Here is a 21,686-nt window from a genome sequence, read left to right on the forward strand (position 1 = left end):
ACCTTACTGATCCGAGGCCGGTACGCCGGAATCGGCGCCGTCCTTGAGCAGTACGTCCTCGTCGAAGCAGGTGCGCGCGCCCGTGTGGCAGGCCGCACCGACCTGGTCGACCTTGACGAGCACGGTGTCCGCGTCGCAGTCGAGGGCGACGGACCTGACCCACTGGAAGTGGCCGGAGGTGTCGCCCTTGACCCAGTACTCCCCGCGGCTGCGCGACCAGTAGGTGCAGCGGCCGGTGGTGAGCGTCCGATGCAGCGCCTCGTCGTCCATCCAGCCGAGCATCAGCACCTCTCCGGTGTCGTACTGCTGGGCGATGGCAGGCAGGAGCCCGTCCGCGCTGCGCTTGAGCCGTGCGGCGATCTCGGGGTCCAGCCGACTGGGCTGACGGGGCGTACTGGTGGTCATGCATGCCATTGTGCCGCGCGCCACTGACAACCCTGGGTGACCGTCCATTGGGCGGACCTGATACGTGGTCGTAGGCTGACTGCATGTCGACCTTCGCCAAGCGTGAACGACTTCTCCTGGCCGACCTCTTGGAGGCCGAGGGCCCGGACGCCCCCACCCTCTGCGAGGGCTGGACGACGCGTGACCTGGCCGCGCACGTGGTGGTGCGCGAGCGCCGGCCCGACGCCGCCGCCGGGATCCTGATCAAGCAGCTCGCCCCGCGCCTGGACAAGGCGATGGAGGAGTTCGCGGCCAAGCCGTACGAGGAGCTGATCCAGCTCATCCGCACCGGCCCGCCGCGCTTCTCGCCGTTCCAGCTCAAGCAGATCGACGAGGCGTCGAACACGATCGAGTTCTACGTCCACACGGAGGACGTCCGCCGCGCCCAGCCGGACTGGACGCCGCGCGAACTCGACCCGGTCTTCCAGGACGCCCTGTGGTCCCGCCTGGAGCGCTCCGCCCGCCTGGTGGGCCGCACCGCCCCCACGGGCCTCGTTCTGCGCCGCCCCGACGGCCAGACCGCGGTCGCCCACAAGGGCACGCCCGTCGTCACGGTGACCGGCGAGCCGTCGGAGCTGCTGCTGTTCGCCTACGGCCGCCAGAGCGCCGCCAAGGTCGAGCTGGACGGCGACAAGGACGCGATCACCAAGCTGCACGAGGGGAAGCAGCTGGGGATCTGAGAGGTCACTTCGGGAGTTCGGCGCGGCGCAGACCGGGCACGCACAGGGCGATCACTCCGCCCAGCCCGCACACCGCCGCGCTGACCACGAAGACCGGGCCGGTGCCCCAGGCACCGATGGCGGTGGCGGACAGGGGCATGCTGAGCGGCGCGAAACCGAGGCTGACCAGCCCGGAGACGGCGGTGACGCGGCCCAGGTAGGCGGCGTCGGCCTGGGTCTGCAGCAGGGCGCCGCACATGGCGCCGCTGAGCCCGGCGAGCAGTCCGATGAGCAGGGCGACCCCGACGGCCGCGACCACGCCGGTCACGAAGGCCAGGGCGCCGATCGCGACCGACCCGGCGAGAATCGTGCAGCCTGCCACCCGCCCGGCGTGCGGCAGGCTGCCGCGCACGGTCAGCAGCAGGGACGCGGCACCCGCGCCGACGCCGAAACCGGCGAGCACCCAGCCCATTCCGGAGGCGCCCCAGCCCCGCTCGTCGGCGAGCAGCGTCAGGCCGACGTTGAGCGGGCCGACGAAGCCGAGGTCACCGAGGGCGATGGCCAGCATCAGCGGAGCGAGCACCCGGTGGCGGCGGATGTAGGCGAGGCCGGCCACCAGATCGCGCCAGGCGGTGCCGCCCCGCGCGGCCGCCTTGTCGTCGGCGGGCAGCTCCCGTATGCGCACGGAGACCAGCAGCGGCAGCGACACCGCGATGAGCAGCCCGGCGAGGCCGAACGCGGCCGACGCGCCCCCGACCGCGACCCCGAGACCGCCGAGCGGACCGCCGACGACGCTCGCGAAGCGGATCCCGAGGCCCCGCATGCCCTGCACGCGCGCGAGCTGGTCGCGTGTCGTCACGCGCGCGGGGAGCGCACCCACGGCCGGCATGAACACGGCGTCGACGGTGCCGAAGACCAGGGCGAGCGCGGCCAGCGGCCATAGGCCCGGGGTGGTGAAGAAGAGCAGTCCGGCCACCGCGAGGACGGCCGCGCACCGCACGGCGTCGCTGCCGATGACGACCTTGCGCGGCCCGAGCCGGTCGGCGATCACTCCCCCGCCCAGCATCAGCAGGGCCCGCGGCACGGCGCTCACCGCCATGACCACTCCGGCCTGGGACGGCGAACCGGCCTGTACGGCCGCCCAGGACAGGGCGATGTAGTAGACGCTGTCGCCGATCATCGAGGAGGTGTAGGCGGCGAGCCAGCGCAGGACGTTGGGGTCGCGGTGGGCGGGGCGCGCCGAGACCGGTGTGGTCCCTAAGGCGGTGAGCAGCGAAGGCACGTCGGTCCTCTCAGGGCCGGAAGGGGAAGTTGTACGTGTGCACCGCGACGTTCTCGCGGCCGTCGGTGTCTCCCGCGGCGTCGGCGGCGCGGCCCTGCTCGTCGTACCGGCGGAGCAGGGCGAGCAACTCCTTGTTCAACTCGGCCAGTTCGTCCGCGGTGAGCCGCAGGTTGGACTCCGTGGACTCGGCCACCCGGTTCCACTCGGCGCTCCAGTGGGCCCGCTCGTCGAGCCAGCGTCGGTACATGTCCGCGCGCTGCTCGGCGAAGAGCCTGCTCGCCGCCGTGTGCGCGGCCGCCTTCTCGGGAGCGTCACGGAAGTCCTCGTCGCGGATGCTCACGCCGTCCGAGGCGGGCCGCCACCAGCGCTCGCGACCGTCCGCGCTCTGCGGCTCGGCCTCCTCGATGAGGCCGTGCTCGGCGAGCTTGCGCAGGTGGTAGCTGACCAGTGAGACCGCCTCGTCGACCTGCTCGGCGAGCTGTGAGGCGGTGGCGACCTGGGCGATCGTCAGCCCGCGGAGAAGGTTCATCCGCAGCGGATGGGCGAGCGCCTTGAGGGTGCCCAGGTCCGTGATCCGGCGGTCTCTTTCCTTGCCTGTCATGCCCTCACCGTAGATGCGAAAGAAAAATTGCACAACATATTTTGCGCAACTTCCCTTTCGTATCTGGTCATGAGAAAACCCCGGCCACCGCGAGGGAGGCCGGGGCTCGACCGGGAGTCAGCCCGGTGCGCGGCGGAGCGTCAGCGGACGGGGTGCCCCGCCCCGCGCAACGCGTCCTTCACCTCGCCGATCCGCAGATCCCCGAAGTGGAACACCGACGCGGCGAGCACCGCGTCCGCTCCCGACTCGATGGCCGGCGCGAAGTCGGCGAGCTTCCCGGCGCCGCCGGACGCGATCACCGGGACCGTCACGTGCTTGCGTACGGCCTGGATCATCTCCAGGTCGTAGCCGTCCTTGGTGCCGTCCGCGTCCATCGAGTTGAGCAGGATCTCGCCCGCGCCCAGCTCGGCGGCCCGGTGGGCCCACTCGACGGCATCGATGCCCGTGCCCTTGCGGCCGCCGTGGGTGGTGACCTCGAAGGTGCCCTCGGGAGTGCGCCGCGCGTCGACCGAGAGGACGAGCACCTGCCGCCCGAAGCGCTCGGCGATCTCGCGGATCAGCTCGGGGCGGGCGATGGCCGCGGTGTTGACGCCCACCTTGTCGGCGCCCGCGCGCAGCAGCTTGTCCACGTCCTCGGCCGTGCGGACGCCGCCGCCGACCGTCAGCGGGATGAAGACCTGCTCGGCCGTGCGGCGCACGACGTCGTAGGTCGTCTCGCGGTTGCCGGACGACGCGGTGATGTCCAGGAACGTCAGCTCGTCGGCGCCCTCGGCGTCGTACACCTTGGCCATCTCGACGGGGTCGCCCGCGTCGCGCAGGTTCTGGAAGTTGACGCCCTTGACGACCCGGCCGTTGTCCACGTCCAGGCAGGGGATGACTCGGACCGCCAGGGTCATGAGACCGGCTCCTCCAACGTCCTTCTGAATGCTTCTATTTCCACTTCGACCAGAATGCGCGAGTCCACGAAACCCTCCACGACGAGCAACGTCGAGACCGGGCGCACCGTGTCGAAGAACTCCTTGTGGGCCCGGCCCACGGCGTCCACGTCGCGCGCGTGGGTGAGGTACATCCGGGTCCGGATCACGGACTCGACGCCGAGCCCGAACTCGCCGAGCGCCTCGATCGCGTTGGTGAAGGCCACGCTGGCCTGCTCGTACGGGTCGCCCTCGCCGTACAGCACGTCCCCCTTGAAGGACGTAGTGCCCGCCACCAGCACACGATCACCCGCCGCGACGGCGCGTGCGAACCCGAAGGACTCTTCCCAGGGACTTCCGCTCTGCACGCGCCGTACGGCATCGGACGTCATGACGAGACAACCTCCAGGGCCTCTTCCAGGGTGAACGCCTTCGCGTACAGGGCCTTCCCGACGATGGAGCCCTCGACACCGAGCGGGACGAGCTCGGCGATGGCCCGCAGGTCGTCCAGGGACGAGACGCCGCCGGAGGCGACGACCGGGCGGTCCGTCGCCGCGCAGACGTTCTTCAGCAGCTCCAGGTTCGGGCCCTGGAGCGTGCCGTCCTTGGCGATGTCCGTGACGACGTAACGGGCGCAGCCCTCGTTGTTGAGGCGCTCCAGCGTCTCGTAGAGGTCACCGCCGTCGCGGGTCCAGCCGCGGCCGCGGAGCGTGGTGCCCCGTACGTCCAGGCCCACCGCGATCTTGTCGCCGTGCTCGGCGATGACCTTGGCGACCCACTCGGGGGTCTCCAGGGCGGCCGTGCCGAGGTTCACGCGCGTGCAGCCGGTGGCGAGCGCGGCTGCCAGGGAGGCGTCGTCGCGGATACCGCCGGACAACTCGACCTTGATGTCCATCGCCCCCGCGACCTCGGCGATCAGCTCGCGGTTGTCGCCGGTACCGAAGGCGGCGTCCAGGTCGACCAGGTGCAGCCACTCGGCACCCGACCGCTGCCAGGCCAGGGCGGCCTCCAGCGGGGAGCCGTAGGACGTCTCGGTGCCGGACTCGCCGTGCACGAGGCGGACGGCCTGGCCGTCGCGGACGTCGACGGCGGGGAGGAGTTCGAGCTTGGCCATGTCTCTACAGGGTTCCGATCCAGTTGGTGAGCAGCTGCGCTCCGGCGTCGCCGGACTTCTCGGGGTGGAACTGGGTGGCCCACAGGGCGCCGTTCTCCACGGCGGCCACGAAGGGCTTGCCGTGCGTCGACCAGGTGACCAGCGGGGCGGTCATCAGCGGGTTCCCGGTCTCCAGGGTCCAGTCGTGGACGGCGTAGGAGTGCACGAAGTAGAAGCGCGCGTCCGCGTCCAGGCCGGCGAACAGCTCGGAGCCGGCCGGCGCGTCGACGGTGTTCCAGCCCATGTGGGGCACAATGTCGGCCTGGAGCGGCTCGACCGAGCCGGGCCACTCGCCCATGCCCTCGGCCTCGACGCCGTGCTCGATGCCGCGCGCGAACAGGATCTGCATGCCGACGCAGATGCCCATCACCGGGCGCCCGCCGGCCAGCCGCCGCTCGACGATCCAGTCGCCGCGGGCTTCCTTCAGGCCCTGCATGCAGGCGGCGAAGGCTCCGACGCCGGGCACCAGCAGGCCGTCGGCGTTCATGGCCTTGTCGAAGTCACGGGTGATCTCGACGTCGGCGCCCGCGCGCGCGAGGGCGCGTTCGGCGGAGCGCACGTTGCCGAAGCCGTAGTCGAAGACGACGACCTTCTTCACACCGCTGCTCAATTCCACACCTCCAGCCTCAGGACACCGGCCACGAGACACATCGCGGCGCCTATGGAGAGCAGCACGATGAGGTTCTTCGGCATCCCCTGCTTGACGAAGGAGATGATCCCGCCGATCAGGAAGAGACCGACGACGATCAGGACGGTGGACAGCCCGTTCATGGGTTACAGCGCACCCTTCGTGGAGGGAAGGATGCCCGCCGCGCGCGGGTCGCGCTCGGAGGCGTACCGCAGGGCCCGCGCCAGCGCCTTGAACTGGCACTCCACGATGTGGTGGGCGTTGCGCCCGTACGGCACGTGCACGTGCAGCGCGATCTGCGCCTGGGCGACGAAGGACTCCAGGATGTGGCGGGTCATCGTGGTGTCGTACTCGCCGATCATCGGCGCCATCTTCTCGGGCTCGGTGTGCACGAGGTAGGGGCGGCCGGACAGGTCGACGGTGACCTGGGCGAGGGACTCGTCCAGCGGGACCGTGCAGTTGCCGAAGCGGTAGATCCCCACCTTGTCGCCGAGGGCCTGCTTGAAGGCGGCGCCCAGCGCGAGGGCGGTGTCCTCGATGGTGTGGTGCGAGTCGATGTGCAGGTCGCCCTCGGTCTTGACCGTGAGGTCGAACAGGCCGTGGCGGCCGAGCTGGTCGAGCATGTGGTCGTAGAAGCCGACGCCGGTCGACACATCGACTTTGCCGGATCCGTCGAGGTCGATCTCGACGAGGACCGAGGTCTCCTTCGTCACCCGCTCTATGCGTCCTACGCGGTTCATGCGCTCTGCTCCTCCGGGGGTGTGGGGGTGTCCCCCACAAAACTCATCAGTTCACGTACCGCGTCGAGGAACGCGTCGTTCTCTTCGGGGGTTCCGGCGGTCACCCGCAGCCAGCCCGGCACGCCGTTGTCCCGGACCAGGACGCCCCGGTCGAGGATCTTCTGCCAGATGGCGTGGCTGTCGTCGAACCGCCCGAACTGCACGAAGTTGGCGTCCGACGCGGTGACCTCGTAGCCGATCGCCAGCAGCTCGGTGACCAGCCGGTCCCGCTCCGCCTTCAGCTGCTCGACGTACTTCAGAAGCGTGTCGGTGTGCTCCAGGGCGGCCAGCGCGGTCGCCTGGGTGACGGCCGACAGGTGGTACGGCAGCCGTACGAGCTGGACGGCGTCCACCACCGCCGGGTGCGCGGCGAGATAGCCGAGGCGCAGGCCGGCGGCGCCGAAGGCCTTCGACATCGTCCGGGAGACGACGAGATTCGGCCGGCCTTCGAGCAGCGGCAGCAGCGAGTCGCCGTGGCTGAACTCGATGTACGCCTCGTCGACCACGACCATCGACGGCTTGGCCGCCTGCGCGGCCTCGTACAGCGCGAGGACCGTCTCGGGCGGGACCGCGGTGCCCGTGGGGTTGTTGGGCGTGGTGATGAAGACGACGTCGGGCCGGTGCTCGGCGATCGCCTCCTCGGCGGCGGCGAGGTCGATCGTGAAGTCCTCGCACCGCGGACCGGAGATCCAGCCCGTGCCGGTGCCGCGCGAGATGAGCCCGTGCATCGAGTACGACGGCTCGAAGCCGATGGCCGTACGGCCGGGTCCGCCGAAGGTCTGGAGCAGCTGCTGGATGACCTCGTTGGAGCCGTTGGCGGCCCAGACGTTGGCCAGGCCGACCTCGTAGCCGGAGGTGTCGGTCAGGTACTTGGCGAGCTGGGTGCGCAGCTCGACCGCGTCCCGGTCCGGGTAGCGGTTGAGGTTCCGGGCCGCCTCACGAACCCGCTCGGCGATGCGTTCGACCAGCGGCTCGGGCAGCGGGTAGGGGTTCTCGTTGGTGTTCAGCCGTACGGGGACGTCCAACTGGGGCGCGCCGTAGGGGGACTTGCCGCGCAGCTCGTCCCGTACGGGGAGATCGTCGATACGTACGTCGTTCACTTGCTCGTCGGAACCTTCCAGTCGAACCGCGCCTTGATCGCCGCGCCGTGCGCCGGCAGATCCTCCGCCTCCGCCAGCGTGACCACGTGATGCGCGACCTCGGCCAGCGCGTCCTTCGTGTAGTCGACGATGTGGATGCCGCGCAGGAAGGACTGGACGGACAGGCCCGAGGAGTGGCAGGCGCAGCCACCGGTGGGCAGCACGTGGTTGGAGCCGGCGGCGTAGTCGCCGAGCGAGACCGGCGCCCAAGGGCCGATGAAGACGGCGCCGGCGTTGCGCACCCGGTCGGCCACGGCGGCCGCGTCGGCCGTCTGGATCTCCAGGTGCTCGGCGCCGTACGCGTCCACCACCCTGAGGCCCTCCTCGACACCGTCGACCAGGACGATCGCGGACTGCCTGCCCTTGAGGGCGGGCACGATGCGGTCGTCGATGTGCTTGGTGGCCGCGACCTGCGGCTCCAGCTCCTTCTCCACCGCGTCCGCGAGCTCCACGGAGTCGGTGACCAGGACGGCGGCGGCCAGCGGGTCGTGCTCGGCCTGGCTGATCAGGTCGGCGGCGACGTGCACCGGGTCGGCGGTGGAGTCGGCCAGGACCGCGATCTCGGTCGGGCCCGCTTCGGCGTCGATGCCGATCTTGCCGGTGAAGTAGCGCTTGGCGGCGGCGACCCAGATGTTGCCGGGGCCGGTGACCATGTTGGCGGGCGGGCAGGACTCGGTGCCGTACGCGAACATCGCGACGGCGGTCGCGCCCCCGGCCGCGTACACCTCGTCGACGCCCAGCAGCGCGCACGCGGCGAGGATCGTCGGGTGCGGCAGGCCACCGAACTCGGACTGGGCCGGAGAGGCCAGTGCGATCGACTCGACGCCGGCCTCCTGGGCCGGGACGACGTTCATGATCACGGAGGACGGGTAGACGGACCGGCCACCGGGCGCGTACAGCCCGACACGGTCGACCGGAACCCACTTCTCGGTCACGGAACCGCCCGGCACGACCTGGGTCGTGTGCGTCGTACGGCGCTGCTCGCGGTGGACGAGACGGGCGCGGCGGATGGACTCCTCCAGGGCCGCGCGCACGGCCGGGTCGAGCTCCTCCAACGCGCGCGTGAGCGCCTCGGCGGGCACCCGCACCTGGTCGAGCTTGACCCCGTCGAACTTCTCGGCGAAGTCGATCAGCGCCGCGTCGCCCCGATGATGCACGGCCTCGCAGATCGGACGCACCTTCTCCAGAGCGGCCTGAACATCGAAGTCGGCTCGGGGCAGCAGGTCGCGCAGGGCAGGGCCCTCGGGGAGGGCGTCGCCGCGCAGATCGATTCGGGCCATAGAGAAATGTTGCAGCACGGGCTCAATTCTCTCAGACCCGCGTCCGGCGTCGTTCGCGCGTATCAATGGCTGATACAGATCCCCCCGAGGATCTCACGGGAGCCTGGAAGATCACCTTCACGTCTTGCGTTCGTGGTGTCACTCAGCGGGCATGAACAGTTGTACGAACCCATGAGTAGATGAGGGGGATGGGCGAAACGTGACCGAAGGTGCCGGCCTCCGTGACGGAGACCTGCCGGACGACCTGCCGAACGACCTGACCGCCGCCGAACTCGGCATGTGGCAGGCCTTCCGCAACGGCAGCGTGTACGACCTGAGCAGCGGCGACACCGTCGTCGACGATCCGCACGGCGGCCATCCCTGGGGAGACGACCGCACCGTGCGCGCGCGGATCATCTGCTGGCTGCTGCTGGACGGCCCGCCCGCCCTCGCGGGCCGCGTGTCGTCGCTCAAGCTCGTCGGCGTACGGATCAGCGACACGATGGACCTCGCGGGCGGCACGGTGGTGCCGTACGTCGAGATGCGCGGCTGCCGCTTCGACCGGGAGATCCGGCTGCCGGAGGCCCACTTCACGACCGTACGGCTGGTGGACTGCGCGGTGCCGCGCCTGGAGGCCGCCCGCGTGCACACCGAGGGCGATCTGCACCTGCCGCGCTGCCGTTTCCACAACGGCATCCGGCTCACCGACGCCCAGATCGGCACGGACCTGCTGCTCAACCAGGCCATCGTCTACCGCGACCGCAGCGGCCGCTCCATCGCCGCGGACGGCATCAACGTCGGCCAGGACCTCCAGGCCGAGATGCTGGAGTCGCACGGCGAACTGAGTCTGCGCGGCGCCAGCATCGGCGTGTCGCTGAGCCTGCGGGGCGCCCGGCTCGTCAACCCGTACACGCGGCTCGCGCTGAACGCGCCCCAGCTGACCGTCGGGCGCACGCTGTATCTGACTCCGGCGGGCATCGGCAGCCCGCTGCTGAGCGGCCGTACCCCCGCGCGCGGGACGCGTATCCAGCGGTTCCAGTGCCAGGGCGGGGTGCGGCTGGACGACGGGCGGTTCGGGGACGCGGTCGACCTGGAGCGGGCCCGCTTCTCCTTCACCGACGAGCAGGAGCTGTCACTGCGCCGCATCCAGACACCCGAGCTGCGCTTCCTCGGCGAGCACCCGGAGCGCGGCGGAGTGGTGCTGTCGGGGGCGCGGGTCGTCAACCTGATGGACCGGGCGGACGCCTGGCCGGGCCCGGGGCTGCTGCACATGGGCGGCTTCACGTACGAGAACCTCGTGCCGCGCGGCCCGTTCCCGCTGGAACGGCGGCTGGAGTGGGTGACCGCCGCGACGGCCGAGTACAACCCGGAGCCGTACGAGCGGCTGGCCGCCGTGCTGCGGGCCGGCGGTGAGGACGAGGACGCGCGCGAGGTGCTGCTCGCCAAGCAGCGCCGCCGCCGCGAGACCCTGCCGCCCGCGGCCAAGCTGTGGGGGTACGCGCAGGACTGGATGGTCGCCTACGGCTATCGGCCGGGCCGCGCGGCCGTGTGGATGGCGGTGCTGTGGGCGGCGAGCTCGGTGGCCTTCACCTACGCCGACCACCCGCCGATCAAGGGCGGCGAACACCCGACCTGGAACCCTCCCCTCTTCGCCCTCGACCTGCTCCTGCCGGTCATCGACCTGGGCCAGGTCGGGTTCTGGCAGCTGAGCGGCGCCTGGCAGTGGCTGGCGGCGGCGATGATCCTGCTGGGCTGGATCCTGGCGACGACGGTGGCCACGGGTGCGACGCGCATGCTGCGCCGGAACTGAGGAATCGAAGGAACTGAAGGAACTCAGGGAACTGACACTGGCGAGGAACTGACATTGCTGAGGCCCGTGAGACCAGTGGGGCTGCTGAGTCGAACTGATGCGGTCAGGACAGTTGTTGAAAGGTTGACCTTTACCTGTTCTTGACCTGCCGGCGTACAACTTTCCACCTGTTGCCCGATCCCTATGGCGCGGGCGTGACCAGCCGACTTTCAATGGTCGGCACCATGGCTCTGCTGCCCCCGTTCGGCCGGGCGTCCCGGACGACAAGGACCGTAGAACACCCCGCCGTCGGACTCACCACCGACGACGAGGTGCTTCTCGACGCGCCCGACGACCGCCTCGGACCCGCGCTGGTCGCGGCCGGGCGGGGCGCGTACGAGACCGCCGCCGAGCTGCTCGCCACCACCCGCCACAGGGCGCTGTGGGAGTGCCGCGACGGGTACGCGCTGCGCCTGGCGGCCTTCGCCCGCTCGCGGCCGGAGTGGCTGGAGACCTGGCACGCGGCAGCCCCGCACGATCCGGACATGCTCCTGGTCCGGGCCCAGCTCGCGGTGGACCACGCCTGGCGGTCACCGGCCCGTGCCGAACTGCTGCGCGGGGTCAGCCCGCTGATCACCGCCGCCGCACGCGCCGACGACCGCGACCCGGTGCCCTGGCGGATCGCGCTGGACCACGCACGCGGCTCACGCGCCGGGCACACCTACTTCGGCGAGCTGTGGGAGGCCGCACTACGCCGGGCCCCGCTCCACTACGGCTGCCATGTGGCGGCCCTGCGCTACCTCGCCTCGTCCTGGCACGGCTCCCACCGTGAGTGCCTCGACTTCGCCGACCGGGCCGCGCAGGACGCCCCGGCCGACTCCCTCGTACAGGCGCTTCCGGCCCGGGCCGTCCTCGCCTACCTGAACGACGGCTGCGGTCCGGGCGTGCCGCCCGAGCGGCTGGTCGCGGCGGCCGACCGCGCGATCGCGCTCTCCGCCCGCTTCCCGGCCGCCGACCTCTGGCCGGCCGCGATCCGCAACAAGCTGACGTACGTCCTGGTACGGCTGGGCCGCTGGGAGGACGCCCTGGAGCAGCTGCGCCTGATCGGCCCGTACGCCACGTCCTACCCCTGGAGCCGGTTCTCGGAAGACCCGCTGGGCCGTTTCCTGGAGGTGCGCCACGAAGTACGGCTGCGGACGACCGCCGCCCACGCACGGAGCACACGCACCGGACATCCACAGGGTGGGCACGCCGGACGTGTTCACTCCGGCGACCACTAGGCTTTGGCGCCGTGACCGTCCGCCTTCCGCTCTTCCCCCTGAACTCGGTGCTGTTCCCGGGACTCGTGCTGCCGCTGAACATCTTCGAGGAGCGCTATCGCGCCATGATGCGCGACCTCCTGAAGACCTCCGAGGAGGAGCCGCGCCGTTTCGCCGTAGTGGCGATCCGCGACGGGCACGAGGTGGCCCAGAGTGCCCCCGGCATGCCCGACCCCACCTCCGTCCCCGAGCGCGGCCCCGCGGCGGGCTTCGGCCCGGAGCCGGTCAAGGCCTTCCACGGGGTGGGCTGTGTGGCGGACGCGGCGACGATCCGGGAGCGGGCCGACGGCACCTTCGAGGTTCTGGCGACGGGAACGACTCGCGTACGCCTGCTCTCGGTGGACGCGTCGGGCCCGTTCCTGACGGCGGAGCTGGAGGAACTGCCGGACGAGCAGGGCGACGAGGCGGGGGCGCTCGCGGAAGGGGTGCTGCGGGCGTTCCGCCAGTACCAGAAGCGCCTGGCGGGCGCCCGCGAACGCAGTCTGTCCACCACGGCCGACCTCCCGGACCAGCCCTCGGTCGTCTCCTACCTGGTCGCGGCCGCGATGATGCTGGACACCCCGACGAAGCAGCGCCTGCTCCAGGCTCCGGACATCGCGTCCCGCCTGCGCGACGAGCTGAAACTCCTTCGCGCCGAGACCTCGATCATCCGTACGCTGCCGTCGCTCCCGGCGTCGGACCTGACGCGCGGCCCGACGAGCCTCAACTGAGCGGAACGACGAGCGGAACGACATGGCGAAGAAGTCGAAGAAGACCCAGCCCCAGTCCGGCGGCGGCACCCCCGCGACGGTGGCGCTGTCCGCCGCCGGCGTCGAGTACACGATCCACGCCTACGACCACGACCCCTCCCACCCGTCCTACGGCGAGGAGGCCGCGGAGGCGATGGGCGTCTCCCCCGACAGGGTCTTCAAGACCCTCGTGGCGGACGTGGACGGCACCCTGACCGTGGCGGTCGTCCCGGTGGCCGGCCAGCTCGACCTCAAGGCCCTGGCGTCGGCGGTCCGCGGCAAGCGCGCCGCGATGGCCGACCCGGCCCTGGCGGAACGCACCACGGGCTACGTCCGCGGCGGCATCTCCCCACTCGGCCAGCGCAAAAAACTCCCCACGGTGCTGGACGCCTCGGCCTCGGCCCACCCCACGATCTGCGTCTCGGCAGGCCGCCGCGGCCTGGAGGTCGAACTCTCCCCCGCCGACCTCACCAACCTCACGAACGCGACCCTGGCCCCCATCGGACGCGCCTGACCACCCAACACAGGGGTCTTCGCCGGCCAGGCACCTCAGCCCGTCCGGCGTTTGAGGACGAGGCCCCTTCAGGGCCGAAGCGGGGGTCCAGGGGGCGGCAGCCCTCTGGCGGGGTCGAAGGGGCGGAGCCCCTTCACAGGATGGGACGGGTAGGGGCGGCGGGGGCGAGAAACCTACGCCGACGGCGGCCCGTACGGCCCCTGCTGGCCCGCCGGAGGCTGAGGCAGCTGATAAGGATCCGCTTCCCGAGGCCCGAACAACGCCGTCAGCCCCAGATGAACCACCAACGCCCCCAGCGACCAGGCCAGCAACGCCCCCTTCGCCCCCAACTTCAGCGGCGCCGAAAACGCAACCCCCTTGCCCGCTTCCTTCGCATGCCCGATCACATCCTCCGTGGGCCCGAGCCACACCCCGACCCGCCAGGCCAGCAACGCCCCGAGAAACCCCCCGACAGCGAGCGCCACCACCAACGGCACACCCCCACGCCGCCGCCACAGAAACACGGCGACCGCGCTCACCAGCCCGAACGCGAGCGCAAGCAGAGTGAACGTTCCGTCCACCCCGACGGCCTGCTCCCCCTCGGAATCCTTGAAGTAGACGACCCAGCTCTTGTCGACGACATCCCCGACCAGCGGCACACTCGGCGCCAGCCGCCACCACAGCACCCCGAGCAACGCCCCGAAGAGCGCCACCACGACCGTGACCACGGCGGCCTCTCGCACCTCGGTCTTCATGCCAGGACCGTCCTGTCCGTACGAGCCGGATATGCCGTACGCGCCGTACGCGCCCAGGGGGTCGTGGTGGCCGTGGGGGCCTTGTGCCCCGGGCGGGGCGGCGTACACGGCGTCATGCGGGGCGGAACCCGCCTGCCCGGCAGCGGGCGGCTGCCAGGCCTGGTTCGGGGACTGGTCACGCGGTGGCGGCGGCGGAGTCAGCGGAGCGGTCACCCTGCCATCGTGCCAGGCCGCCCTGTGCGGCGCGTCACCGGACGGCCGCCCGGCGGTACGCCCAGGTTGCGACGGCCAGCGAGACGACACCGACCACCCCGCACACGGCGAGGTCACCCAGTACGAAGGCCCAGTCGGGGTGTGGTCCGAAGGTCCGCGCGAAGGCCTCCACGCCGTACGTCGAGGGCAGCAGATCCCGCGCGAACCGGACCACCTCGGGCATCCGGTCGGCCGGCAGCACGCCGAGCAGCAGAGCCGCGGACATCCCCAACTGGCCGAGCAGCGTGGCCAGTTCGGGCCGCGGCGCGAGCAGCCCGAGCGCGGCCCCGAGACCGGCGAGCGCGGCGCCCGCCAAGGGGATCACCGCGACGAGCACCCACAGATGCGTCACCGGCAGCCCGAACAGCACGCACCCGAAGAGCGCCGTGACCACGGTCCCCGGCACGGTGAAGGAGGCGTACGCCCCCGCCGCCCCCAGCACCACCGCGGCGGGCGGCACCGGCAGCGTGGCGTAGTGGTCGAGCCCGCCGCTGGCCCGCAGCTGCCCGAAGTACTGCGCGAGCAGGTTCAGCGCGACGAAGGCCACGACGAGCACCGACGATCCGGCCACCACGGCCTGCGCCTCGGCCCCGCCGTCCACGACCCCGCGCATCAGGACCATGATCCCGATCGACTGGAAGGTCGCCACGAACAGCAGCGGGATGCGCGCGACCCGGGCACGGGACAGCTGCGCCCGGTACACGGCGCACAGCGACGGCCACAGCCGCGCCCGCGGCCCGAGCTCGGCCTCGGCCGGGCGGGCCGACTCGTCCACGGCCAGGGCGCTGCCCGGCAGAACCTCGGCGGGTACGACACTCACGTGACGCTGCTCCCTTTCACACGGGGGTTCACTGGCGAGGTGGCCCTGCTCCGTCCGGTGGCCCTGTTCCGCACGGATACGGATACGAATACGGAAACGACAGTCTGCCTGCTCAAGCCTTCACCAGCCCCTGCTGTGCGGCCCCGCCCAGCGCCAGGTAGACGTCCTCCAGGCTCGGCGTGGCGAGTGTGAAGTCGTCCAGCGCGGCGAAGGCGGCCCCGCCGGTGACCGTGGCGACGACCGCGCGGGCCTCCTCGGGGGCGAGCCGCAACGTCCAGCGCCGCCCGGACTCCACGACCCGGTCCTGGAGCGCGGCGACCTCGGGCACCTCCAGGGGAGCCCGGTCCCGCCACAGCAGCTCGACCCGTACCTCGCCCGCGACCCGCTCCTTGAGCCCGGACGGCGTGTCACAGGCGATGACGCGGCCGCGGTCGAGCACCGCGACCCGGTCGAGCACGGTCTCGGCCTCGATGACGTTGTGGGTGACGAGCAGCACGGTCGTCGCGCGTTCGGCCCGCCGCCGGTCCACGGCCGACCACACGGCCCGCCGGGCCACCGGGTCCATCGCGGTGGTCGGCTCGTCGAGCACGAGCAGCGGCCGCTCCCCGACCAGCGCGGCGGCGAAGCAGGCCAGCCGCCGCTGCCCGCCGGACAGTTTCTTGATCGGCCGCCCGGCGAGCGGCCCGAGGCCCAGCTCGTCGAGGACGGCGTCCCGTTCGGCCCGCGCCTGCCGCACGTCCAGTCCGCGCAGCCGCCCCGTCGTCTCGGCGGCCAGCGAGACCGTCAGTTCGTCGAGGGCGGTCGACTCCTGGCCGAGGTAGGCGAGGATCCGAGCGGCCCGCTCCGGGTGCCGCACGATGTCGTGCCCGAGGATCTCCACGCTGCCGCGATCGGGTCGCATCAGCCCGGTGAGCTGTCGTACGAGGGTCGTCTTGCCGGCTCCGTTCGGGCCGAGCAGCCCGAAGATCTCGCCGCGCCGGATGTCCAGGCGTACGTCGTCGGTGGCCCGCACCTCGGGCGTGCCGGGCGCTCCGCGCCGCCCTCGGACGGCCGGGTAGGTCTTGGTCAGCCCGCGCACCGCGCACACGACATCACCACTGTGCCGAAGTGCCTGTGCCGCGCGCGTACTCACAAGGGACGAGCCTAAGGGGTCCGGAACCCCGATCCGCCCTCGGGGCGGCCAGTCGCCACAAACCGCCGGCTCGCCGCCCGAAATCCACCGGCCGTCATAAATCCGCCGCAACGCCGCTCAACCCCGGCGGCGGGGCCGGCCGTGCCGGATTCACCGCCTCCCGTGCGGCTCACTCACCGGCAGGCGCGTGCTCCGCGGCCGTCCGCACGTCGATCTCCCGCCAGAACCCGGCCCGGATCGCGTACCGGTCGTGCTCGTCGATCTGGTCGTCCTTGTGCGCGAGCAGCCCGAACCGGGCCGCGTACCTGAGCAGCTCCCCGTCGATCCGGTGCGGGATCCGCGGATACATGCCGGACAGCTTGTGCAGATGGCTCTGCTCGCCGAGCCGCGCCATCCACCGCCGTGCGAAGACCTGTCCCACCTCGTACGGATCGCCGCCGACCGTGGTGATGTCCTCCTCCCGGTCGGCCCAGCGCTGCTCCGCGGTGGTCAGCTGCGCGAGCGTCGGCATCGAGGCGACGTCGGGCGACTCGGCCGCGACGCCGGGCCGGTCGACCCAGCCCTTGTCGGAGGACCAGCGCAGGGTCGCGCTCGTCGGGTTCTGGGCGGGCGGCACACCGGGCGCGCGCAGGGCGGCGAGGTCCTTCGGCGTGGGCACGCCCTTGGGTGCCGGCACCCGCTCCTGGGTGCCGTTCTCCGAGGCGGTGGCCGGGGCGTGTTCGCTCTCCTCGACGGTCCGCTCGGCCGTCGCGCCGAGCGCGGAGTCGGGCAGCGGCGCGGACAGGATCGCGGCGATCTCGGGCCGGGGCGCGGGCGGCGGCGCGCACACGCCGGTGAGTTCCTTGGCACGTACGGCCTTGGTGATCCACGTACGGTCGAGCACGCGCCGCTCGTCGGCCTCGGCGACCAGGTCCTCGGACTGGTTGTAGTCGCCGTCGGCGGCCTGTACGGCCCACAGGTGTACGGCGACTCCGTGCTCCTTGGCCGCCATCATCCCCGGCAGCAGATCGCCGTCGCCGGTGACCAGGACGATGTCGGAGCAGGCGCGGTTGCGGGCCAACTCGGTGAGCTCGGCGTGCATCGCGGCGTCCACGCCCTTCTGCGCCCAGCGGCCGTCGCTTCTGGTCAGGGCACCGAGCCGGACGGTGACCCGGGGCATCACACGCAGCCTGCGGTGCTCGGGCTGCGGGACGCGGTCGGGGGCGCCGTCGAACCAGTAGATGCGCAGCAGGGGCCGTTCCGTGTCGGACTCGGCGCGCTCGCGCAACCCCTGGATGAGGGCGGTGTGATCGACGGTGATCCGGGACCGGGAGGGTTCCCCGGCGAGCAGGCTGGCGGCGGCCCCCAGCAGATACCCGGCGTCCACCAGGACGATGCAGCGGTCCACACGACTCACCCTCTTTCCGGGAGGTTTGCTTTGGGCTTCCTTCGAGTCTGCCCGACCACGCGGGGGTTAACGGGGCGAACTCGATCTTCGGCGTGGCGTTTCGGGGCATCGGATCCACGCGCGCCTCGCCTCACGCCCCGACAACCGCTGTTACACACGGTAATTATCCGAAATGCGTTCTTTGTAAGCCTATGTGAATCTGATCCCGGCCCTGGCCCCTAGATCCCCCACAGGAGGCAGATCACCATGGCCAAGAACAAGAAGCAGGACCGGAAGCAGCCGCAGTCCGAGCGTGGTCAGCAGGAGGCTCAGCAGTCCTCGATGGAGACGCAGACCGAACAGCGCATCGCACAGGTGACCCCGGGCGACATGGCCCGCAAGGGTCGACAGAAGCGCTTCGGCCACAACTGACATCTGCATAACGGGTTGTTGAGACCCAGGCACAGGTAGAGGGGCGCACCCCCGTGCGGGGTGCGCCCCTCTCATGTCGTATGTGCCGCTCAGCCCGCCAGGCAGGACGGCCCGAGCAGCACCTTCAGGTCGCCGAACAGTGCCGGGTCGGGCTTCACCCGGTGCCGGTCCAGCCGGAGCACCGTCGTCTTGGTCGGGCCCTGGAGCTTGATGCGGACCTCGCTGTCGCCCTTGTGGTGGCTGAGGATCTCGCCGAGGCGGTTGACCATCGGCGGGGTGACCCTGGTGGCCGGGATGGTGAGGACCACGGGTGCGTTGGTGCCCGCGTTCGACAGGTCGGGGACCTGGAGTTCCATCGCGACCAGCCGCGGCACGTCCTCGCGCTTGTCGAGGCGGCCCTTGACGAACACGACGGCGTCCTCGACGAGTTGGGTCGACACGAGCTGGTACGTCGCCGGGAAGAACATGCACTCGATGGAACCGGCGAGGTCCTCGACGGTGGCGATCGCCCAGGCGTTGCCCTGCTTGGTCATCTTGCGCTGGAGGCCCGAGATGATGCCGCCGATGGTCACCACGGCCCCGTCGGAGTGCTCGCCGCCCGTCAGCTGGGCGATGCCCGCGTCGGCCTTGTCGGACAGCACGTGCTCCAGGCCGAAGAGGGGGTGGTCGGAGACGTACAGACCGAGCATCTCCCGCTCCTGGGCGAGCAGATAGGTCTTGTCCCACTCCTCGTCGGTGAACTGCACATCGAGTCCGAAGCCGGGCTCGTCGCTCTCCTCCTCACCCATGCCGCCGAAGAGGTCGAACTGGCCCTCGGCCTCCTTGCGCTTGACCGCGACCACGTTGTCGATCATCGGCTCGAAGTGCGCGGTGAGGCCCTTGCGGGTGTGCCCCAGCGTGTCGAACGCGCCCGCCTTGATCAGCGACTCGGTGGTGCGCTTGTTGCAGGCGACCGCCTCGACCTTGTCGAGATAGTCGGGGAAGGAGGCGTACTTGCCCTTGGCCTTACGGCTCTTGATGATCGACTCGACCACGTTCGTGCCGACGTTGCGCACGGCCTCCAGGCCGAAGAGGATCACGTCGTCGCCCTGGGCGGCGAAGTTGTGCACCGACTCGTTGACGTTCGGCGGGAGCACCTTGATGCCCATGCGGCGGCACTCGTTGAGATAGACCGCCGACTTGTCCTTGTCGTCCTTGACGGAGGTCAGCAGGGCGGCCATGTACTCGGCGGGGTGGTTCGCCTTGAGGTAGGCGGTCCAGTACGACACCAGGCCGTACGCGGCGGAGTGCGCCTTGTTGAACGCGTAGCCGGCGAACGGGACCAGCACGTCCCACAGGGCCTGGATGGCCTCGTCGCTGTAGCCCTTGTCGCGGGCGCCCTTCTGGAAGAGGACGAAGTTCTTCGCCAGTTCGTCGGGCTTCTTCTTGCCCATCACGCGGCGGAGGATGTCGGCCTCGCCGAGCGAGTACCCGGCGATGATCTGGGCGGCCTTCTGCACCTGCTCCTGGTAGACGATCAGGCCGTAGGTGACGGCCAGGACCTCTTCGAGGGGCTCCTCCAGCTCCTTGTGGATCGGGGTGATCTCCTGGAGCTTGTTCTTGCGCAGGGCGTAGTTGGTGTGCGAGTCCATGCCCATCGGGCCCGGACGGTACAGCGCCGACACGGCGGAGATGTCTTCGAAGTTGTCGGGCTTCATCAGCCGCAGCAGCGAACGCATCGGACCGCCGTCGAACTGGAAGACGCCCAGGGTGTCGCCGCGCTGGAGGAGTTCGAAGGTCGTCGGGTCGTCGAGCGGCAGGGAGAGCAGGTCGAGGTCGATGCCCTTGTTGGACTTCACCATCTTGACGGCGTCGTCCATGATCGTCAGGTTGCGCAGGCCGAGGAAGTCCATCTTCAGCAGGCCGAGCGACTCGCACTGCGGGTAGTCCCACTGCGTGATGGTCACGCCGTCCGTATGCCGCACCCAGATCGGGGCGTGGTCGACGATGGGCTCGCTGGACATGATCACGCCGGCGGCGTGCACGCCCATCTGCCGTACCAGGCCCTCGACGCCCTTCGCGGTGTCGATGACCTTCTTGACGTCCGGCTCGTTCTCGTACATCCCGCGGATCTCGCCCGCCTCGCTGTAGCGCGGGTGCGAGGGGTTGGTGATGCCGTCGAGGTCGATGCCCTTGCCGAGGACGTCGGCGGGCATCGCCTTGGTGAGGCGGTCGCCCATCGCGTACGGATAGCCCAGCACGCGCGCGGAGTCCTTGATGGCGTTCTTCGCCTTGATCTTGCCGTAGGTGCCGATCATGGCGACCTTGTCGGCGCCGTACTTCTCCGTCACGTACCTGATCACCTCGACGCGCCTGCGCTCGTCGAAGTCGATGTCGACGTCGGGCATGGAGACGCGCTCGGGGTTGAGGAACCGCTCGAAGATCAGGCCGTGCGGGATCGGGTCGAGGTCGGTGATGCCCATGGCGTAGGCGACGATCGAGCCGGCCGCGGAGCCTCGGCCGGGGCCGACCGCGATGCCGTTGTTCTTGGCCCACATGATGAAGTCGGCGACGACGAGGAAGTAGCCCGGGAACCCCATCTGGATGATGACGTCCATCTCGTACTCGACCTGCTTCTGACGGTCCTCGGGGATGCCGCCGGGGAAGCGGCGCTCCATGCCGCGGCGCACCTCCTCCTTGAACCAGGTGACCTCGGTGAAGCCCTCGGGGATGTCGAACTTGGGCATGAGGTCGCGCTTCTCGAACATGCCGTCGGTGTCGACCATCTCGGCGACCAGGAGCGTGTTGGCGCAGCCCTCCTGCCAGGCGTCCGAGGAGTCGATGGCGTACATCTCGTCCGTGGACTTCAGGTAGTAGCCGGTGCCGTCGAACTTGAAGCGGTCCGGGTCGGAGAGGTTCTTGCCGGTCTGGATGCACAGCAGGGCGTCGTGTGCGGTCGCCTCGTGCGCGTACGTGTAGTGCGAGTCGTTGGTGACCAGCGGGGGGATGCCGAGCTTCTTGCCGATCTCCAGGAGGCCGTCGCGGACCCGGTGCTCGATCTCGATGCCGTGGTCCATCAGCTCCAGGAAGTAGCGGTCCTTGCCGAAAATGTCCTGGTAGTCGGCGGCCGCCTTCAGGGCCTCGTCGAACTGGCCGAGGCGCAGCCGGGTCTGGAGCTCGCCGGAGGGGCAGCCGGTGGAGGCGACGATCCCCTCGGACCACTGGGAGATCGTCTCCTTGTCCATCCGGGGCCACTTCTGGAGCCAGCCCTCGGCGTAGGCGTCCGAGGACAGCCGGAAGAGGTTGTGCAGGCCCGTCTTGTTGACGGCCCACATCGTCTTGTGGGTGTAACCACCGGAACCGGAGACGTCGTCGCGCTTCTGGTGCGGCTGGCCCCACTGGATCTTGCGCTTGTTGCGCCGGGACTCGGGGGCGACATACGCCTCGATCCCGATGATCGGGGTGACTCCGGCCTTCTTCGCGCTGTGGAAGAAGTCGTACGCCCCGTGGAGGTTGCCGTGGTCGGACATGGCGATGTGCGTCATGCCCATCTCGTTGCAGGCATTGAACATGTCCTTGAGCCGCGCGGCACCGTCCAGCAGCGAGTACTGGGTGTGGACGTGCAGGTGCGTGAACGGCGGCTTTGACACGGCTTGGCCTCCATGGAAAACGCTCGGTGACAGTCGGACGGACACTTCTGGGGACAGCGTCGAAGTCTATGCCTCGCCACTGACACTCGCGGGGCTCCCCCGCGTACCTTCAC

At 70.5% G+C, this 21,686-nt stretch carries 22 protein-coding genes; 6 read left to right on the top strand and 16 right to left on the bottom strand.

Annotated elements, in window-relative coordinates; translation table 11 throughout:
* Positions 1-3: 3 nt before the first annotated feature.
* The gene (gene hisI / locus ADK36_RS14415) at positions 4-405 is read right to left on the bottom strand and encodes a phosphoribosyl-AMP cyclohydrolase (RefSeq protein ID WP_078916402.1); all 402 of its coding nucleotides are present in this window, start codon (positions 403-405) and stop codon (positions 4-6) included.
* An 83-nt stretch (positions 406-488) separates the two neighbouring features.
* Between hisI and ADK36_RS14420 the strand changes: the two genes are divergently transcribed.
* Complete coding sequence (locus ADK36_RS14420) at positions 489-1,124, top strand: TIGR03085 family metal-binding protein (protein WP_048583409.1); 636 nt, start codon at positions 489-491, stop codon at positions 1,122-1,124.
* A 4-nt stretch (positions 1,125-1,128) separates the two neighbouring features.
* On the opposite strand, the gene ADK36_RS14425 is transcribed toward ADK36_RS14420, so the two are convergent.
* The 10 genes from ADK36_RS14425 to hisD all read right to left on the bottom strand — a co-directional run bounded on the left by ADK36_RS14425 (position 1,129) and on the right by hisD (position 8,879).
* A complete protein-coding gene (locus ADK36_RS14425) occupies positions 1,129-2,385 on the bottom strand; it encodes an MFS transporter (RefSeq protein WP_048583410.1) in 1,257 nt (418 codons plus the stop codon).
* 10 nt (positions 2,386-2,395) lie between these two features.
* On the bottom strand, positions 2,396-2,986 hold the full coding sequence (locus ADK36_RS14430) for an ArsR/SmtB family transcription factor (RefSeq protein WP_053197802.1): 591 nt from the start codon (positions 2,984-2,986) through the stop codon (positions 2,396-2,398).
* Positions 2,987-3,126: 140 nt separating this feature from the next.
* Positions 3,127-3,882 carry an imidazole glycerol phosphate synthase subunit HisF gene (gene hisF, locus ADK36_RS14435; protein WP_048583412.1) on the bottom strand — a complete coding sequence of 252 codons (756 nt, stop codon included), beginning with the start codon at positions 3,880-3,882 and terminating at the stop codon, positions 3,127-3,129.
* Positions 3,879-4,292 (bottom strand): RidA family protein, encoded by a 414-nt coding sequence (locus ADK36_RS14440; RefSeq protein WP_048583413.1) that lies wholly within the window; start codon positions 4,290-4,292, stop codon positions 3,879-3,881. The genes hisF and ADK36_RS14440 overlap by 4 nt, the downstream gene beginning before the upstream one ends.
* Positions 4,289-5,014: a bifunctional 1-(5-phosphoribosyl)-5-((5-phosphoribosylamino)methylideneamino)imidazole-4-carboxamide isomerase/phosphoribosylanthranilate isomerase PriA gene (priA, locus tag ADK36_RS14445; RefSeq protein ID WP_048583414.1), complete on the bottom strand. Its 726-nt coding sequence runs from the start codon at positions 5,012-5,014 to the stop codon at positions 4,289-4,291. The genes ADK36_RS14440 and priA overlap by 4 nt, the downstream gene beginning before the upstream one ends.
* 4 nt (positions 5,015-5,018) lie before the next feature.
* Complete coding sequence (hisH, locus tag ADK36_RS14450; RefSeq protein WP_048583415.1) at positions 5,019-5,669, bottom strand: imidazole glycerol phosphate synthase subunit HisH; 651 nt, start codon at positions 5,667-5,669, stop codon at positions 5,019-5,021.
* Positions 5,660-5,824 carry a hypothetical protein gene (locus ADK36_RS49490; RefSeq protein WP_030049220.1) on the bottom strand — a complete coding sequence of 55 codons (165 nt, stop codon included), beginning with the start codon at positions 5,822-5,824 and terminating at the stop codon, positions 5,660-5,662. Before ADK36_RS49490 ends, hisH begins: the two co-directional genes overlap by 10 nt.
* Positions 5,825-5,827: 3 nt before the next feature.
* A complete protein-coding gene (gene hisB, locus ADK36_RS14460; protein WP_030951295.1) occupies positions 5,828-6,421 on the bottom strand; it encodes an imidazoleglycerol-phosphate dehydratase HisB in 594 nt (197 codons plus the stop codon).
* Complete coding sequence (locus tag ADK36_RS14465; RefSeq protein WP_048583417.1) at positions 6,418-7,560, bottom strand: histidinol-phosphate transaminase; 1,143 nt, start codon at positions 7,558-7,560, stop codon at positions 6,418-6,420. The genes hisB and ADK36_RS14465 overlap by 4 nt, the downstream gene beginning before the upstream one ends.
* The gene (hisD, locus tag ADK36_RS14470; RefSeq protein WP_053197804.1) at positions 7,557-8,879 is read right to left on the bottom strand and encodes a histidinol dehydrogenase; all 1,323 of its coding nucleotides are present in this window, start codon (positions 8,877-8,879) and stop codon (positions 7,557-7,559) included. Before hisD ends, ADK36_RS14465 begins: the two co-directional genes overlap by 4 nt.
* A 199-nt stretch (positions 8,880-9,078) precedes the next feature.
* Here hisD and ADK36_RS14475 point away from each other — a divergent pair, with 199 nt between their 5' ends.
* The 4 genes from ADK36_RS14475 to ybaK all read left to right on the top strand — a co-directional run bounded on the left by ADK36_RS14475 (position 9,079) and on the right by ybaK (position 13,208).
* The gene (locus ADK36_RS14475; RefSeq protein WP_048583419.1) at positions 9,079-10,668 is read left to right on the top strand and encodes an oxidoreductase; all 1,590 of its coding nucleotides are present in this window, start codon (positions 9,079-9,081) and stop codon (positions 10,666-10,668) included.
* A gap of 212 nt (positions 10,669-10,880) precedes the next feature.
* Positions 10,881-11,927, top strand: a complete 1,047-nt coding sequence (locus ADK36_RS14480; RefSeq protein WP_048583420.1) for a hypothetical protein — start codon at positions 10,881-10,883, stop codon at positions 11,925-11,927.
* An 11-nt stretch (positions 11,928-11,938) separates the two neighbouring features.
* The gene (locus ADK36_RS14485; protein WP_053197807.1) at positions 11,939-12,676 is read left to right on the top strand and encodes an LON peptidase substrate-binding domain-containing protein; all 738 of its coding nucleotides are present in this window, start codon (positions 11,939-11,941) and stop codon (positions 12,674-12,676) included.
* Between the two features lie 22 nt (positions 12,677-12,698).
* Complete coding sequence (gene ybaK / locus ADK36_RS14490) at positions 12,699-13,208, top strand: Cys-tRNA(Pro) deacylase (protein WP_048583422.1); 510 nt, start codon at positions 12,699-12,701, stop codon at positions 13,206-13,208.
* Positions 13,209-13,381: 173 nt separating this feature from the next.
* Here ybaK and ADK36_RS14495 read toward each other — a convergent pair whose 3' ends face one another.
* From ADK36_RS14495 to ADK36_RS14510, 4 genes are all read right to left on the bottom strand, one after another.
* Positions 13,382-14,155, bottom strand: a complete 774-nt coding sequence (locus ADK36_RS14495) for a DUF2567 domain-containing protein (protein ID WP_053197809.1) — start codon at positions 14,153-14,155, stop codon at positions 13,382-13,384.
* A 34-nt stretch (positions 14,156-14,189) separates the two neighbouring features.
* The gene (locus ADK36_RS14500; protein ID WP_048583424.1) at positions 14,190-15,014 is read right to left on the bottom strand and encodes an ABC transporter permease; all 825 of its coding nucleotides are present in this window, start codon (positions 15,012-15,014) and stop codon (positions 14,190-14,192) included.
* 112 nt (positions 15,015-15,126) lie between these two features.
* Positions 15,127-16,101, bottom strand: coding sequence for an ABC transporter ATP-binding protein (locus ADK36_RS14505; protein WP_048583425.1), 975 nt, complete (start codon positions 16,099-16,101; stop codon positions 15,127-15,129).
* A gap of 214 nt (positions 16,102-16,315) precedes the next feature.
* The gene (locus ADK36_RS14510) at positions 16,316-17,533 is read right to left on the bottom strand and encodes an NYN domain-containing protein (RefSeq protein WP_053197811.1); all 1,218 of its coding nucleotides are present in this window, start codon (positions 17,531-17,533) and stop codon (positions 16,316-16,318) included.
* A gap of 246 nt (positions 17,534-17,779) precedes the next feature.
* On the opposite strand from ADK36_RS14510, the gene ADK36_RS49495 reads away from it, so the two are divergent.
* Positions 17,780-17,944, top strand: a complete 165-nt coding sequence (locus ADK36_RS49495) for a hypothetical protein (RefSeq protein ID WP_199830178.1) — start codon at positions 17,780-17,782, stop codon at positions 17,942-17,944.
* Positions 17,945-18,033: 89 nt separating this feature from the next.
* Here ADK36_RS49495 and dnaE read toward each other — a convergent pair whose 3' ends face one another.
* Entirely contained in the window at positions 18,034-21,573 is a 3,540-nt protein-coding gene (gene dnaE, locus ADK36_RS14515; protein ID WP_048583427.1) for a DNA polymerase III subunit alpha, read from the bottom strand.
* Positions 21,574-21,686: the final 113 nt, after the last annotated feature.

The sequence above is a fragment of the Streptomyces viridochromogenes genome, assembly GCF_001270495.1.
Classification (GTDB): domain Bacteria; phylum Actinomycetota; class Actinomycetes; order Streptomycetales; family Streptomycetaceae; genus Streptomyces; species Streptomyces viridochromogenes_A.

What these genes read in the sequence shown, in the direction of transcription:
- ADK36_RS14440 (WP_048583413.1), bottom strand. Translation starts at nt 4,292, where the DNA reads ATGACGTCCGATGCCGTACGGCGCGTGCAGAGCGGAAGTCCCTGGGAA.
- hisD (WP_053197804.1), bottom strand. Translation starts at nt 8,879, where the DNA reads ATGGCCCGAATCGATCTGCGCGGCGACGCCCTCCCCGAGGGCCCTGCC.
- priA (WP_048583414.1), bottom strand. Translation starts at nt 5,014, where the DNA reads ATGGCCAAGCTCGAACTCCTCCCCGCCGTCGACGTCCGCGACGGCCAG.
- hisF (WP_048583412.1), bottom strand. Translation starts at nt 3,882, where the DNA reads ATGACCCTGGCGGTCCGAGTCATCCCCTGCCTGGACGTGGACAACGGC.
- ADK36_RS14430 (WP_053197802.1), bottom strand. Translation starts at nt 2,986, where the DNA reads ATGACAGGCAAGGAAAGAGACCGCCGGATCACGGACCTGGGCACCCTC.
- ADK36_RS49490 (WP_030049220.1), bottom strand. Translation starts at nt 5,824, where the DNA reads ATGAACGGGCTGTCCACCGTCCTGATCGTCGTCGGTCTCTTCCTGATC.
- hisB (WP_030951295.1), bottom strand. Translation starts at nt 6,421, where the DNA reads ATGAACCGCGTAGGACGCATAGAGCGGGTGACGAAGGAGACCTCGGTC.
- ADK36_RS49495 (WP_199830178.1), top strand. Translation starts at nt 17,780, where the DNA reads ATGGCCAAGAACAAGAAGCAGGACCGGAAGCAGCCGCAGTCCGAGCGT.
- ybaK (WP_048583422.1), top strand. Translation starts at nt 12,699, where the DNA reads ATGGCGAAGAAGTCGAAGAAGACCCAGCCCCAGTCCGGCGGCGGCACC.
- hisI (WP_078916402.1), bottom strand. Translation starts at nt 405, where the DNA reads ATGACCACCAGTACGCCCCGTCAGCCCAGTCGGCTGGACCCCGAGATC.
- ADK36_RS14420 (WP_048583409.1), top strand. Translation starts at nt 489, where the DNA reads ATGTCGACCTTCGCCAAGCGTGAACGACTTCTCCTGGCCGACCTCTTG.
- ADK36_RS14480 (WP_048583420.1), top strand. Translation starts at nt 10,881, where the DNA reads ATGGTCGGCACCATGGCTCTGCTGCCCCCGTTCGGCCGGGCGTCCCGG.